This is a genomic window from Arthrobacter sp. MYb221, assembly GCF_002979835.1.
Classification (GTDB): Bacteria; Actinomycetota; Actinomycetes; order Actinomycetales; family Micrococcaceae; genus Glutamicibacter.
On record NZ_PCPW01000011.1, the window covers coordinates 24,992 to 38,327 of the forward strand.

The 13,336-nt window shown below is 66.4% G+C and carries 12 protein-coding genes; 10 read left to right on the forward strand and 2 right to left on the reverse strand.

Translation table 11 applies throughout. The features are described from left to right. Positions 1–242 precede the first annotated feature (242 nt). On the reverse strand, positions 243–992 hold the full coding sequence (locus tag CQ015_RS13405; RefSeq protein WP_181150421.1) for an alpha/beta fold hydrolase: 750 nt from the start codon (positions 990–992) through the stop codon (positions 243–245). 118 nt (positions 993–1,110) lie between these two features. On the opposite strand from CQ015_RS13405, the gene CQ015_RS13410 reads away from it, so the two are divergent. The 5 genes from CQ015_RS13410 to CQ015_RS13430 are packed head-to-tail and all read left to right on the forward strand — an operon-like array spanning position 1,111 to position 6,777. After that, positions 1,111–1,836 carry an NUDIX domain-containing protein gene (locus CQ015_RS13410; RefSeq protein WP_105554377.1) on the forward strand — a complete coding sequence of 242 codons (726 nt, stop codon included), beginning with the start codon at positions 1,111–1,113 and terminating at the stop codon, positions 1,834–1,836. A 45-nt stretch (positions 1,837–1,881) separates the two neighbouring features. Next, complete coding sequence (gene nadA, locus CQ015_RS13415; protein WP_105650339.1) at positions 1,882–3,165, forward strand: quinolinate synthase NadA; 1,284 nt, start codon at positions 1,882–1,884, stop codon at positions 3,163–3,165. After that, positions 3,162–4,775: an L-aspartate oxidase gene (locus CQ015_RS13420; RefSeq protein WP_105650340.1), complete on the forward strand. Its 1,614-nt coding sequence runs from the start codon at positions 3,162–3,164 to the stop codon at positions 4,773–4,775. Before nadA ends, CQ015_RS13420 begins: the two co-directional genes overlap by 4 nt. After that, on the forward strand, positions 4,772–5,638 hold the full coding sequence (gene nadC, locus CQ015_RS13425; RefSeq protein WP_105650341.1) for a carboxylating nicotinate-nucleotide diphosphorylase: 867 nt from the start codon (positions 4,772–4,774) through the stop codon (positions 5,636–5,638). The genes CQ015_RS13420 and nadC overlap by 4 nt, the downstream gene beginning before the upstream one ends. Further along, on the forward strand, positions 5,635–6,777 hold the full coding sequence (locus CQ015_RS13430) for a cysteine desulfurase family protein (RefSeq protein WP_105650342.1): 1,143 nt from the start codon (positions 5,635–5,637) through the stop codon (positions 6,775–6,777). Before nadC ends, CQ015_RS13430 begins: the two co-directional genes overlap by 4 nt. Before the next feature lie 110 nt (positions 6,778–6,887). Here the strand turns inward: CQ015_RS13430 and CQ015_RS13435 are convergent, their stop codons facing one another. After that, a complete protein-coding gene (locus CQ015_RS13435) occupies positions 6,888–7,826 on the reverse strand; it encodes an NAD(P)-dependent oxidoreductase (protein WP_105650343.1) in 939 nt (312 codons plus the stop codon). A gap of 131 nt (positions 7,827–7,957) precedes the next feature. Between CQ015_RS13435 and CQ015_RS13440 the strand changes: the two genes are divergently transcribed. The 5 genes from CQ015_RS13440 to CQ015_RS13460 all read left to right on the forward strand — a co-directional run bounded on the left by CQ015_RS13440 (position 7,958) and on the right by CQ015_RS13460 (position 13,319). Further along, positions 7,958–9,010 carry a D-2-hydroxyacid dehydrogenase gene (locus CQ015_RS13440; RefSeq protein ID WP_258138521.1) on the forward strand — a complete coding sequence of 351 codons (1,053 nt, stop codon included), beginning with the start codon at positions 7,958–7,960 and terminating at the stop codon, positions 9,008–9,010. Next, a complete protein-coding gene (locus CQ015_RS13445; RefSeq protein ID WP_105554383.1) occupies positions 9,010–9,828 on the forward strand; it encodes an IclR family transcriptional regulator in 819 nt (272 codons plus the stop codon). Before CQ015_RS13440 ends, CQ015_RS13445 begins: the two co-directional genes overlap by 1 nt. A gap of 200 nt (positions 9,829–10,028) precedes the next feature. Next, positions 10,029–11,507: an MFS transporter gene (locus tag CQ015_RS13450; RefSeq protein WP_105554384.1), complete on the forward strand. Its 1,479-nt coding sequence runs from the start codon at positions 10,029–10,031 to the stop codon at positions 11,505–11,507. Further along, positions 11,504–12,283 (forward strand): SDR family oxidoreductase, encoded by a 780-nt coding sequence (locus CQ015_RS13455; RefSeq protein ID WP_105650345.1) that lies wholly within the window; start codon positions 11,504–11,506, stop codon positions 12,281–12,283. Before CQ015_RS13450 ends, CQ015_RS13455 begins: the two co-directional genes overlap by 4 nt. Then, the gene (locus CQ015_RS13460; RefSeq protein WP_105650346.1) at positions 12,276–13,319 is read left to right on the forward strand and encodes a zinc-binding dehydrogenase; all 1,044 of its coding nucleotides are present in this window, start codon (positions 12,276–12,278) and stop codon (positions 13,317–13,319) included. The genes CQ015_RS13455 and CQ015_RS13460 overlap by 8 nt, the downstream gene beginning before the upstream one ends. Positions 13,320–13,336: the final 17 nt, after the last annotated feature.

Here is a 13,336-nt window from a genome sequence, read left to right on the forward strand (position 1 = left end):
TCTCCTGTGCCGCCCGCTAAAATGACTAGGCACGAAATCATGCATTCATGGAGCTCGCCAGGCAAAGCTGGATTTTGCAGGACCGGCGCGTCAGAAATCACAACTGAAGCAGCTGGACGGAAATCCTCACAAGATTCTGCTGGCTATCGCAGTGTTGGCGGGATTGCACCGCACCGGATGGAAACGGAGGATCCTTCGGCATGTCCGATCCTGTTCGCACCTTATCTTTCAGCGAACAACATTCAGCCCTTCAGGAACTCCAGCGCCTTCTCCTTGTACTCGTGGCTGGTCACCGCGTTTGAGTGGTTGCGTCCGGCGAGCCACAGCACCTCATTGGTGGTACCCGCATCCTTCAGCAGTCGGCGCAGATGCGGCATGGTCGTGGCCAGCTCATCTCGATCCCCGGCGACGAGCAACGTCGGAACCGTGGGCACCTTGGCGGCTGGCTCGTACGGCTCGGATTTGATCGCTTCGATCAGCTCGAATAGCGCGGTGAGATCGTTGCTGGGCTCGGCCGCGGCGATCTTCATGATGGTCGCGGTGTAATCATCGTTGATTTCCTCGCCGGTAGCCTGATTGGCGCGAGCCTGATCCAGGGCGAACGCGGCCAGCGGATCACCGGCGCCGGGGCCTCCGATCACCAAATGCTCCACCAGATCCGGATTGTAGGCGGCGAATTCCCAAGCCAGGCGTGAGCCCAGGGAATAGCCGATCACGTCGACCGGACCCTCATCGCGATCCATGACGATCGCTGCCAACGCCTGGCGAATCTGGCTCGGTGCCCAGCTGCCGCTATTGCGGCGGGGGTCCTCGCCGTGGCCCGGCAGGTCGATGAGCAGTACGTTACGTCCGGCATCGGTGAAATATTTCAGCCAGCGAGAACGCGCCCAATTCAATTCGCCGGATGAGGCGAAACCGTGGATGAACAGCACAGATGGGCCGTTCACCTCAGTCTTTGCGGGAATCACTCGAAGATTAAGATCCAGGGTCATGCCTTCGATCATAGGCCATTTTGATCCGCGACTGTGATCTGGAACTAGCGCGGCAATGCTGTTAATGTCAGAATGACTCTAACCAATTCTGCAGCACTGGAAATGAGGCAAGGCATAGATGTCATCGGCACCCGGATGGGCCAACGTCGACGAGCGGCGCAATCTCCCGCCTGCCCTCGCCGTCTCCACCGTGATCCTCGGGATCCGGGAGGGCCAGGATGGCGGACCGGACAAGCTCTGCCTGCCGCTGGTGCGCCGGATCCGCCAGCCGCACGCCGGAAGGTGGGCGTTGCCCGGCGGTCCGGTGGAACCCCGCGAATCCCTGGGCCAAGCCGCCGGACGGAGCCTGGCCGACACCACCGGACTGCGGCCCAGCTACCTCGAGCAGCTCTACACCTTCGGGGATATCGACCGCTCGCCCACCGGGCGGCTGGTGACCATCGCGTACTTCGCGCTGCTCAACGCCGACCAGGTGGGGGCCACGGTGCGCGACGAGAACGTGGCCTGGTTCGATATCGATGACCCGCAGATCGCCCAGCTGGCCTTCGACCACCGCAAGATCGTGGACTATGCGCTGTGGCGGCTGCGGAACAAGACCGAGTACGGGCAGATCGCCCACCGGCTGCTCGGCGAGCGGTTCACCCTGGCGGCCCTGCGCGGAGTGTACGAAGCGATTCTGGGACGGCGCCTGGACCCGGCGAACTTCCGGCGCACGCTGAAGAGCACCGCGACCATCGAGGCCACCGACGAATACCTCGCCGGCGGGCAGCACCGCCCGCCGCGGCTCTACCGCTATGTGGGCCACGGGCCGGATCCGCTGGAAGTCGACCCGCAGCAAAGCTAAGCCCCCCGACTCACCGATTTTTTGGCAAGGAATGGACGACACACCATGAGCACGCAACTCACCGAAAACAACTCCGGATCCGTGGCGCAGAACATCACCCGGCTGACCCTGCTGGCCCCGGGCTCCACCTGCTCCACCGAACTGGCCTCCAATCCCTGGGATACCCCGGCCGGATACGGTCCGGGCGCCTCGCAGGAGGACCAGATCCCGTCCGGCTACCCGGTGCAGGGCAGCCTGCCGGAGGAATACCTCAAGGCCAGTGATGCCGAACTCGATACCCGCATCCGCGCCGCCAAGGAAACCCTGGGGGAGCGTGCGGTGGTCCTCGGGCACTTCTACCAGCGCGACGAAGTGGTGCAGTACGCGGACTTCGTGGGCGACTCCTTCCAGCTGGCCAATGCGGCGCTGACCCGGGACAAGGCCGAGGCGATCGTCTTCTGCGGCGTGCATTTCATGGCCGAGACCGCCGACATTCTCTCGCGCCCCGAGCAGGCGGTGATCCTGCCGAACCTGGCCGCGGGCTGCTCCATGGCCGATATGGCCGATGGCCCCAGCGTCCAGCAGTGCTGGGATGAGCTCACCGAGCTGTACCAGGACGAAGAAGATGACGGCCGGATGCCGGTGATTCCGGTGACCTACATGAACTGCTCGGCCGAGCTGAAGGCCTTTGTGGGACGCAACGGCGGGCTGGTGTGCACCAGCTCCAACGCGGCGACGGTGCTGGAATGGGCCTTCGAGCGCGGGCGCCGGGTGCTGTTCTTCCCGGACCAGCACCTGGGCCGCAATACCGCCAAGGCCATGGGGGTTCCGCTGGAAAACATGCCGATGTGGACCCCGCGCAAGGCGCTGGGCGGAAACAGCGAGGAAATCATGCGCGAGGCGCAGGTGATCCTCTGGCACGGGTTCTGCTCGGTGCACAAGCGCTTCAACACCAACCAGATCGCCAAGGCCCGCGAGGACTACCCGGGTGTGCGCGTGATCGTGCACCCCGAATGCCCGATGGAGGTGGTGGATGCCGCCGATGAGGCAGGGTCCACCGATTACATCCGCCGGGCTATCGCCGAGGCCACCGAGCCGACGGTGTTCGCCATCGGCACCGAGATCAACATGGTCAACCGGCTGGCGGCCGAATACCCGCAGCACACCATCTTCTGCCTGGACCCGGTGATCTGCCCCTGCTCCACGATGTACCGCATCCACCCGGGCTATCTGGCTTGGGTGCTGGAGGAACTCGTGGAAGGACGCGTGGTCAATCAGATCCGCGTGCCTCAAAACCAGCAGGCAGACGCCAGGATCGCCCTGGACCGCATGCTCGCGGCCAAGCCATGAATGAAAGCACCGGGAAGCGGATCGTCATTATCGGTTCCGGGGTCGCCGGGCTGAGCGCCGCACTGGAAGCCGTGCGCCTCGGCTTGACGGTGACGGTGCTGACCAAGGACGCGCTCGGGGACGGGAACAGCAAGCTCGCCCAGGGCGGGCTCTCGGCGGTGACGGCACAAGGTCTGGCCGCCGGAGACAGCGTGCAGACCCACGTGGCGGACACCTTGAAGGCCGGGGCCGGGCACTGCGGGCACCATGCCGTGCAGGAAATGTGCGGCGCGGCCGGGAGCCTGGTCGCCAGCCTGGAAGAGCACGCGGTGGCCTTCGACAAGAACACGGATGGAAGCTACCAGCTGGGGCTGGAGGCGGCGCACAGTGCGCACCGGATTCTGCACGTGGATGGGGACGCCACCGGTGCGGGGTTGATCCAGGCGCTGCGACGGGCCGTGCGCTCCGCCCAGGCGGCCGGGCAACTGGAGATCATCGAGCATGCGCTGGCCGCCGAGCTCGAATTTTGTGCCCAGCGGCTAAGCGCGGTCCGCTACCTGCACGGCGAAGAAGAGCTAATGCTGGAAGCCGACGCGGTGCTGCTGGCCACCGGGGGATTGGGCACGCTCTACCAGGCGAGCACCAACCCGAAGGGCGCCACCGCGGACGGGATCGCTCTGGCCGCCCAGGCCGGCGCGGTGATTAGCGATGCCGAATTCATCCAATTCCACCCGACCCTGGTGGACCCCGAAGCCTACCCGGGAGCCGGAATGATCAGCGAGGCGGTGCGCGGCGAAGGCGCAATCCTGGTCACCGAAACCGGTGACCGCTTCATGCCGGGGATGCACCAGCGGGCCGAGCTCGCCCCGCGCGATGTGGTCGCCCGGGCGATCCACGCGCAAAACCTCGCCGGGCACCGGGTATTTCTCGACGCGCGGGGCGTGGAAGCAGAGCGCGGAGCCGGGTTCCTGGCGCGGCGTTTCCCCTCGATCTCCGCGCGGCTGAAGGCCGCCGGGCTGGATTTGGCCGCAGAGCCGATTCCCGTGGTGGCCGCCCAGCACTATGCCATGGGCGGGATCCACACCGATACCCACGGACGCAGCAGCGTGCCCGGGATCTATGCGGCCGGGGAATGCGCGAACACCACGGTGCACGGGGCGAACCGGCTGGCGAGCAACTCGCTGCTCGAAGCAATGGTCTTCGCCCGCAAGGCGGTGGCGGCCATGGCCCAGGACGAGCCCGGAAGCGCCTGCGAGCTGGATAACGTGGAGCTCGGCGCATTGCCGCCGGTGCGCACCGACGCGCCCCTGGAACTGCCGCAGCTGCAGGCGCTGGCCAGCGAGCACCTCGGCGTCCACCGCACCGTGCAGGGTCTGCAAGCCTTGCTCCGGGTGCTGGGCTCCAGCGCCCCGGTGGCCCAGGGGCGGCGCGAACTGATCGAACTGGGCAACCTCTGGATCACCGCGCGGATAGTCGCCCAGGCGGCCGCCGCGCGCGGCACCAGCCTCGGCGCGCACCATCGGCTCGACGACGCGAGCCCGGGCGAGCACACCACCACACGATACGGCTGGGTTCTGGATGCTGCGCAGCACACCGGCAGCCGGCCACAAAGCAAGGAAGTCAACGCGTGAACCAGCCAATCCACCCGGTGCCCACCGCGGCCATCGACCGCATCCTCGAATTCGCCTTTGCCGAGGACAATCCGCGCGGGGATCTGACCGCGGATACCATCGTGCCCGCCGGGGCCAAGGCCACCGCCGCGGTGCGGGCCCGCGAGGCCGGGGTCATGGCCGGCGGCGCCGTTTTCGCCCGGGCGATGAAAATGGTCAACCCGGAGATCCACGTGGTCCAACTGGTCAAGGAAGGGCACGTGTTCGAGGCCGGGGATAGGCTGCTGACGGTGGCCGGTCCGGCCGCCTCGGTATTGACCGCCGAACGGGTGGCGCTGAACCTGCTGCAGCGGATGAGCGCGATCGCCACCGCCACGCGTCAGCTGGTGGACCTGGTGGCGCACACCAACGCAAGGATCGCCGATACCCGAAAAACCACCCCGGGGCTGCGCGTGCTCGAACGCTATGCGGTGCGCTGCGGCGGCGGAGTGAACCACCGCGACAACCTCTCCGAGGCGTTCATGGCCAAGGACAACCACCTGGCCTTGCTGGATGACGGCGAGGAACTGACCACGGCGTTGAAATCGGTGCGCGCCCGGCTGGGGCACACCACCGCCATGGAGGTGGAGGTGGACTCCATCGACCAGCTTCCGGCGGTGCTGGCGGCGAAGGTGGATGTGATCATGCTGGATAACTTTGCGCTGGCGGATCTGCCGGCGGCCATCAAGCTGATCGACGGGCAGGCGATCATCGAGGCCAGCGGCAATGTGCGCGCCGAGACGGTGGCGGGCATCGCCGAGACCGGGGTGGATATCATCTCCTCCGGGGCGATCACCCACTCGGTGCAGGCCATCGACCTGGGGCTGGATATGGTGGTTGCATGATCTACATGGATGCCGCCTCCACCGCCCCTCCGCGCCAGGAGGTGCTGGACCTGGTCACCCCGCTGCTGACCAGCAACTTCGGCAATCCCGCCTCGCTGCACGAGCTGGGGCACCAGGCCAAGCGCGCCAACGACTGGGCTCGCACGCAGGTCGCGGCCGCATTGGGCGTCACCGAGCCGGAAATCTACTTCACCTCCGGAGGCACCGAGGCGGATAACACCGCGATCATCGGCGCCGCGCTCGCTGCGGCGCGCGGCAAGGTCGTGGTGACCAGCTCCATCGAGCACCCCGCGGTGCTCGAGGCCTGCGCCTATCTGGTGACCTTCCACGGATTTGAGCACCGGATGATTCCGGTGGATGCGTATGGAATGGTGCGCCTCGATGAGGCGGCCGCGCTGATCGACGAGCAGGTTGCAGTGGTCTCGGTGATGGCGGTGAACAACGAGGTGGGCACGATCCAGCCGATCGCCGAAATCGCCCAGCTGGCGCGGGCGGCCGGGGCGCTCATGCACACCGACGCGGTGCAGGCCGCCGGCTGGCTGGATTTGGCGCAGCTGGCCGCGCAGGTGGATGCCTTGAGCCTGTCCGGGCATAAGATCGGAGCGCTCAAGGGCAGCGGAGTGCTGTACTTCTCCAAAGATCACGCGCTGGTGCCGCTGCTGCACGGCGGCGGGCAGCAGGGCGGGGTGCGTTCGGGCACCGAAAATCCGGCCGCCGCGGTGGGCCTCGCCCGCGCCCTGTCGCTCTGCGCCGAACAGCGCCTGGCCGGAGTGGGGGATAGCTACGGCGACTATTTGATCGAACGCATCAGCAAGGGCCTCAACTCCGAAGAAGAAGGCCTGGTCCAGCTGACCGGGCATCGAGCGCAGCGTGTGGGCGGGATCGTCTCCTTCGTCTTCCCGCGCACCGCGGGGGAGACCGTGCTGATCGAATTGGAACGCCGCGGGGTGCTCTGCTCCTCGGGTTCGGCCTGCTCGGCCGGAAGCACCGACCCCTCGGCGGTATTAACCGCGATGGGCTACGAAGCGGAACTGGCGCACACCGCCGTCCGGCTGTCCTTCAGCCGGGGGATCAAGGAAAACGAAATCAGCCAGGTAGCCAGCGCCGTGGTGGCCACGGTCAAGGCGCTGGTTGGCTAAGTCCCCGAAGCAGGACCGGGACGATATAACAGTTCGCTTGTTGACCGCGAACGCAGGGCAACGGTAGCGGATGCACGGTGCCCGAACTGTGCGGGATTCGTTGGGCGCGACTAGCGCTCGGCGATGAAGCGCTTGGTCACCGCCAGATCCCTATCACCCAGCCCGGCGTCGATGATCTCGTCCACCGCCTGCCGCAGGGCAGGCAGCAACACTGCGTGCGTACTGGTAGCCTCGGCGAGCTCCCGCGCGCAGTCGAGGTCCTTGCGCAGATACTTGATGACCCCGGATGGCGAATCATCCCCGCTTACCAAGCGATCCCTGCGGCTGTCCAGCAACCGCGAAGAAGCGTAGCCGCCACCTAGCAATTCCCACATGGCCGCGAGATCCAGTCCCGAGCGTTCAGCCAAGACGGAGGCCTCTCCCAAAGCGAAGATCGTGGCGCTCACCACCAGCTGATTGCATGCCTTGGCCACCTGGCCCGCACCGAGCTCACCCAGCCGTACGGCAGTGCCGCAAGGTGCCAGCATTTGGGCGGCCCGGTGGCAGTGCTCCTCGACGCCGCCGAGCATGATCGACAACGTCCCCGCCTTCGCCCCGTCCTCTCCACCCGAGACCGGCGCGTCAACCAGGACAATGCGCTCGCCGTGCGTTCGGTGCAGTCGTCCGGCCAAGTTGCGCACTCCCGGAGCCGAGCAGGTGGAGCCAATGGCCAGCAACAAGGCCGGCGCCGCAGCGGTACGGCGCTCCAGGCCCGCCAACAGTCCGTCAACCGCGTCCAGGCATTCGATGATCTGTGGCAGATCGGGGAGCATCAGCAGGATTTCATCGCAGGAAGCTGCCAGATCCGCAGGGGTTTCGCACCAATGGATACTCCCCGAAACCTGGGAACCTTCCGAATCGAGGTCGGATAGAACTTGCCTCGCCGGACGGCTTGAGGTGACATATGCGTCCCCATGCCCGGCCGCAAGCAGGCGGGCCATGGGCCAGCCCATGGCCCCCAGCCCGATAACTCCCACGCGGTTTGGCCGTTCTTCGGTCACAGCATTCATGGGCTAATCCTCTGTCTTTGGGCGCCGCAGCTAACTCTCGACACGTGGTCAATATGTAGAACTCTGTTCAATATACTGTCTAAGCGGTTATGCTGTCATCTAAACGGAAGGATGAAGGAACCATGAATCCAATGAAACAGAAGCTGCGGGTGGGCATCGCCATAGATTTGCCGGACGCAGACCTCGAATTGATCAGCGAATTTGAGCCCCGGCTCGACCTGGTCCACGAACCTGGGCTCTATCGTCCGCATCGCTGGAACGGCGACTGGGAAGGCGACCCGGATTTCACCCGGACACCAGCGCAGAACGAGCGCTACACCCGCATGCTGAACTCGGTGGACGCGCTGTTCGGAATCCCCGATGTCAACCCGGCCCTGCTGGGCGAGACGGTGCGCGCCAATGGGGATCTGCGCTGGGTGCACACCACGGCCGCCGGGGGAGGCGCGCAGGTCAAGGCCGCCGGGCTGACTGCCGCGGAGCTGGAGCGCGTAGCCTTCACCACGAGCGCCGGGGTGCATGGTTCCACTTTGGCCGAGTTCGCGCTCTTCGGGGTGCTGGCCGGGGCCAAGAACCTGCGCAAGCTTCAGGCAGACCAGGCGCAAAAGCTGTGGCCGGCCGAACGCTGGCGCATGCGCCACCTGGACGAGATGACTGTTCTAGTGGTGGGCCTCGGCGGCATCGGTGCCACGGTGGCCGAGCGCTTCAAGGCCTGCGGCTCCACCGTCTGGGGAACCTCGCGCAGCGGGAAGGCGGTGCCCGGGGTGGACCGGCTGATCGACCCGTCCCAGCTGGCGCAGGCCGCGGGCAAGGTGGATGCCATTGTGGCCACCCTGCCGGGGACCGCAAGCACCGAGGGACTACTTGGCTCCGAGGTCTTTGCCGCGGTGCGGCAGGGAACAATTCTGGTGAACGTGGGACGGGGCACCGTGGTGGACGAAGCGGCCCTGATCCCCGCTTTGAACGACGGGCGGATCGGCTTCGCCGCGTTGGACGTGGTGGCCCACGAACCGCTGGTGGCCACCAGCGCACTCTGGGATCATCCCAGCGTGCTCATTAGCCCGCATACGGCTGCGCTCAGCGATCAGGAGACTAGTCGGATCGCCCGCCTGTTCGCACAAAACGCGACGTGCCTGCTGGACGGAAAGCTGTTGCGCAACCGGGTGGATACCGTAGAGTTCTACTGATGACAAGCGTAAATGAGGCGGAAAGCGAAGCAGCTGAACGTGCCACGCGTGACCCCGCGCCCGCGGTCAGCCGTGCACTGGGCATTCTGGGACTTCTGGCCGAGTCTGATGGGCGGGCGTTGTCGCTGAGCGAATTGGCCCGCACTCTGGGCATCGCCAAATCGTCCTGCGCCAATCTCTGCCAGGCCCTGGAAGATGGCGATATGATCCGGCGCACCAGCGAAGGATTCGGGCTGGGCCGCCGCACCGCCGAACTCGGCGGCGCCTATTCGCTGCAATTCAACCAGGTGCGTGAATTCTTCGGCCTGATCTCCTCCTCGCCAACCTTGCGCGGCGAGGTAGTGCAGATCGCCATGCTGGACGGCGCCGATGCGCTGTACCTCGCCCGCCATGAGGGTCGCGCCCCCTACCGGTTCGGCACGCCGCTCGGATCGCGCCTTCCCGCCGTATTCAGCGCCGCCGGCAACGCCCTGCTGCTTTCGCTAGATGCCCTGGAGCTGGAGCAGCTGCTCGCACCGGTACTGCCGCTGCGCAGCGGGGTAGACGGATTGGAATTGAACCTCGACGAGCTGCAGGGTCGACTGGAGGTGGCTCGCCAGCGCGGCTACGCCGTGGACGAGGGGCATTCCACCGTTGGCGTGCTCGGAGTTGCCGTGCCGCTGCCGGCTTGGTCGCCCGGAGATCCGCCGCTGGCCCTAGGGGCTGCGATACCATCCGACCAAGCTGATCAGGTGCGCATCGCCGCCATTGGAACCGCGCTTCGCGAGGTCGCCGCGCGGCTGGAGAACCCTTGGCGAGCACGCACCGCACGCGACTGAGCAACTACGCGGGAATGTCCGCATTGCCGTCAAAGAGCAACCTCGTTGCCCCTTTTAGGGGCGGCGGGGTTGCTCTTTTTTGACCGTTCGGGGGTTCGGATCGCAAAAACGTCGTTCAGTGGGTTGTACGACGTTCGCTATGCTGATATCTTCGATGCACAGGAAGAAGTGATGCGACTCACTCGTCGAAGGAGACCTCCATGAACACCACACCAGCCACACCCACCGGGTCGGACGGACCCGCCGCGGATCCGAACTACGCCAAGAACCTGCAGCGGGCCACGCTCGCAGCCAGCATCGGCAGCGCCCTGGAGTATTTCGACTTCGCGCTCTACGGACTGGCCACCGCACTGATCTTCAACGTGCTGTTCTTCCCGCAGGCAGATCCCGCCATGGCCACGGTGGCGGCCTTCGCGACCTTCGGCGTCGGATTTGTCGCCCGCCCCTTCGGCGGCCTGTTCTTCGGAATGCTCGGCGATCGTCTGGGGCGCAAGCTCGTGCTGATCATTACGATCATGCTCATGGGCGGGGCCTCCACGCTGATCGGCGTGCTGCCCACCTACGAAACCGCCGGGATGTGGGCGCCGGCCCTGCTGGTGCTGCTGCGCCTGCTCCAGGGCTTCGGAGCTGGCGCCGAACAGGCCGGAGCTACCGTATTGATGGCCGAATATGCTCCGCCGGCGCGCCGAGGTTTCTTCTCCGCGCTGCCATTCATCGGAATCCAGGCCGGTACCCTGCTGGCCGCGGTGGTCTTCTCGCTGCTGACCATGCTGCCCGAGGAAGCCCTGATGACTTGGGGTTGGCGTGTGCCTTTCCTCGCGTCCTTTGCCTTGATCATCCTGGCGGTACTCATCCGCGCCAAGCTCGAGGAGACGCCGACCTTCGTGGAGATGGAGAAGCGGGACCAGGTTTCCGAGCACCCGCTGCGGGAACTATTCCGCAACGGGCTGCCCGGCGTGCTGGTGGGCATCGGCCTGCGCATGGGGGAGAACGGCGGATCCTACATGTTCCAGGGGCTAGCGCTGAGCTTCTTCGTCACCGTTGTCGGACCGGAAGCCGACAAGGGCTTGCTGACCTGGGGCGTGACCATCGGTTCGCTAATCGGAGTGTTCACCGTTCCCTTCGCCGGGGCCCTTTCGGACCGCTATGGGCGGCGGATCATCTACCGTTTCGGTGCCGTCTTCATGCTGGCCTATTCCATCCCGGCCTGGTGGGCCCTGACGCTGGGCAACCATGCACTGGCCATCGCCGTGATCGCAGTGGGTATCGGGGTGGCCGTGTGCACCATGCTCGGCCCGCAGTGCGCCATGCTGCCCGAACTCTTCGGCAGCCGCCACCGCTACCTGGGTGTGGCTATGGCCCGCGAGCTTTCCGCGGTGCTGGCCGGCGGCCTGGCCGGTGTGCTCGGCGCGTACCTGATCGCCATCACCGACGCGAACTGGCTGGTGCTTGGCCTCTACATGGCTGCACTGGCCGCAATCACCGTTGCCTCCACCTTCCTGGTACCCGAAACCCTGCGCCGGGACCTGACCCGCACCGATGACGCGGTCAAGATTTCCTCGGTGGAAGCCGGAGACGACGTCTGGCTGGCCGGGAGCCAAGGTGCGGGAGCCTCTGTGGTCACCGCGCACACCTCCTTCACCGCAGAACGCACGGTCTCCGCCGGAGAGAAGCATTGAGCCCGGCGGCGGAGCACGGCTTCGACCTGGGCGGAAAGCTCGCCCTGGTGACCGGAAGCTCGCGCGGCATAGGCCGTGCGCTGGCCGCGGGGCTTTCCGCGGCCGGAGCCACCGTGATCGTGCACGGGCGGAACGAGGGTGCGGTACGGGCCACCGCCACGCAGATCGCCGCCGGAACCGGGCGGCCGGTGCACACCACGGTCTTCGACGTCACCGACGAGGCTGCGGTGGAAACCGCGCTGGCTGCGCTGGCGGCCGAGCATGGAGTGCTGGACATCCTGGTCAACAACGTCGGCATGCAGCTGCGCGCACCAATCACCGAATTCTCGCTCAAGGATTGGCACACCCTGATCGAGACGAACCTGACCAGTGCCTTCCTCATGTCCCGCGCGGTGGCATCCTCGATGGCCAAGCGCGGGAGCGGACGCATCATCAACATCGGTTCGGTCCAATCCCAGCTGGCCCGTCCCGGAATCACGCCCTATGCGGCAACTAAGGGCGGGATTGTGATGCTCACCCGCGGGTTGTGCGCCGAACTGGCCCCGCACGGCATCACCGCCAACGCCCTGGCTCCGGGCTATTTCAGCACCGAGCTGACCGCCGGCCTGGTGGCGGACGCGGAATTCTCCGCCTGGGTGGCCCAGCGCACCCCGGCCGGACGCTGGGGGCAGGTCCAGGAGCTGGTCGGGCCGCTGGTCTTCCTGGCTTCGGACGCGGCCACCTTTGTCAACGGCCAGGTGCTCTACGTCGACGGCGGGATGACTTCCGTTGTCTAGTCCCGAAAACCTGGCGGTGGTAGCGCACGCTGCAGATGATGTGCGCCTGGAAATCCTTCCAGAGCCGGTTCCGGCAGCAGATGAAGCGGTAGTGGAGATCGCCTACGGCGGGATCTGCGGCTCGGATCTGCATTACTGGAAGCACGGTGCGGCAGGCGCCTCGATCCTGCGCGAGCCGATGGTGCTGGGCCACGAGGTGGTGGGTACGGTGCATGCCGCCGCTGCCGATGGCTCCTCGCCTCCGGCAGGCACGAACGTGGCAGTGCACCCGGGCAGCACCCATGCCGACGGAGAGACCCGCTGGCCACAGGACAAGCCGCATCTGGCACCCGGTGCCACCTACCTGGGCTCGGCGGCCCGCCTGCCGCATACCCAGGGTGCCTTCGCCCGGCGGGTGGCTCTGCCCTCGCGGATGCTGCGGGTACTGCCAGCAGGTCTGGAACTGCGCACTGCGGCTCTGGCCGAGCCTGCCTCGGTGGCCTGGCATGCGGTGCAGCGCGCGGGCTCGGTGAATGGCCGGAGCATAGCGGTCATTGGCGGCGGGCCAATCGGCCTGCTCTGCGTCGCCGCGGCCAAGGCCCTGGGCGCGTCGCGGATTGTGCTCAGCGATTTGGCGCAGGCCCCGCGGGATCGCGCGGAGCAGCTTGGCGCCGACGAAACCATTGACGCGACGGACGCGCAGCAGATCGCGGCGCTTGGCGCCGACGTGGTCATCGAGGCCTCCGGTTCGGTGCCTGGGTTGGCCTCGGCCATCAGCGCGGCACTGCGCGGCGGCACGGTCATCATGGTGGGCCTGCAACGCCAGGGCGAGGTCGCGGTGCCCATGGCGCATGCCATCGCACGCGAGCTGGATCTGCGCGGAGCCTTCCGCTTCAATGACGAGATGGACCGAGTGCTGGCGGCGCTGGCAGATGGCTCGCTAGACGTGGATGGGATCGTGACTCACACCTTCGCGGCCCGGGACCTCCATGGTGCGCTGAAGACGGCGCTGAACAGTGAGGAATCGGGAAAGGTGCTGCTGGACTTCCGCGGCTGAACGGCGAATGTTGCTGG